1 protein-coding gene is annotated in these 1338 nt (G+C 72.4%); it reads right to left on the minus strand.

Features of this window, described 5'->3' with window-relative positions; all coding sequences use genetic code 11:
- Positions 1-1232: N-acetylmuramoyl-L-alanine amidase (locus tag ABT023_RS29015; protein WP_350889871.1), on the minus strand; the 1232-nt coding region annotated here is incomplete at its 3' end.
- Between the last annotated feature and the right edge of the window lie 106 nt (positions 1233-1338).

A 1338-nucleotide genomic window follows, 5' to 3' on the forward strand; every position in this document is an offset into this window, starting at 1 on the left:
TTGAGGGTTCCCTGGGTGAAGGCGACGATGTCGTCCTTGCCGTCACCACTGAAATCCGTCGACGAACCCCCCAGATACCGACCACCCCCACCACCACCGGCGTTCACCAGGGAGATGTAGTAGTTCCAGTTCCAGTTGGGTCCGGGGTCGGTGTGGTCGTTGCCCGGCAGTTCGTTGTGCCCCTTGATGGCGCTGCGGTCCTTGGGCAGGCCGTACTTGTCGCACAGGTAGCGGGTGAGTGCGGCCGACGAGCGGTACATCGGGTCGGTGAACCAGGCCGGGTTGTCCACGAAGCCCTCGTGCTCGATGCCGACCGAGTACGGGTTGGCCGAACGGGCGTGGTAGGCGGTGTCGCCCTCCCGCACCATCTGGGTGATCTCTCCGGTGCTGGACCGGACGACGTAGTGCGCGCTGACCCCGGACGACGGGTTCTGGAACCAGCTGACGGTCCCGGCGTACGAGCCCTGGGTGACGTGGACGACCACTGTGGTGATCCGGGCCGACCGCCCCGGCTGGTAGTTGCCGCCGTTGGCGGCGACCCACCGGGCCGGGCCGTACTCGGGAACCGCCGCCAGGGCTGCCGGGGACCCGGTGGACCGGCTCCCGGCGGGGGCGACTGTGGCGTACCGGCCGAGCTCCGGCCGCACCGGCCGGGCGGCCACGCCGATCCGCTGCCCCGTGGGCGTCCGCGCCTCGATGCCCTGCCGCAGCAGGTCGTAGACGTGGTCGGCGTAGAGGCGGGCGGTCGCGTCGTCGCCGGCGTGGGCGTAGCGCGCCACGACCGGGTACCAGGCGTCGATCCGGTGTCGGTCGGCGGGCCGCAGCCGCGCCGCGTCGGCATAGGAACGCAGCACGGCCGCCGCGCCCCGGACGTTCGCCTCCGGCCGGGCCCTGAGCTGGTCCACCGGCACACCGGTGAGCCCGGCGGCCTCGTCCAGGGACCGGTTGGTGGGGTTGCTGACCAGGTGCATCGGGCCGTAGCCGTTGGCGGCGCTGGGCTGACCGCCGTGGTCGTCGAGCCGGCTCTCGCCGTAGCCCAGCGCCACCAGCAGGTCGCGCGGCACGTCGTAGCGACCGCCGGCGGCGGCGAAGGCGGCGGCGAGGCCGTCGGCCCGGTCGGGCGGGGCGGCGGTGGCCGGCGCGGCGGCGGTGAGGGTGACGACGGTCAGGGTGGCGACGAGGACGCCAGCCAGCGGGGGCGGCTTCCTGCGTCCCGGGGAACGATTGAACATGGCGACTCTCCGGCGGGGGTTCGGATGTCAGAGGGTGGTTTCTCCGGGGAGGCCGAAGAAGTCGTGCCATTTGGTGGTGGGGGTGAAGGTGGTGCCGGTGGAGAGT

Origin of the sequence: Micromonospora sp. NPDC002296 (assembly GCF_040296145.1) — a bacterium.
Taxonomy (GTDB): domain Bacteria; phylum Actinomycetota; class Actinomycetes; order Mycobacteriales; family Micromonosporaceae; genus Micromonospora.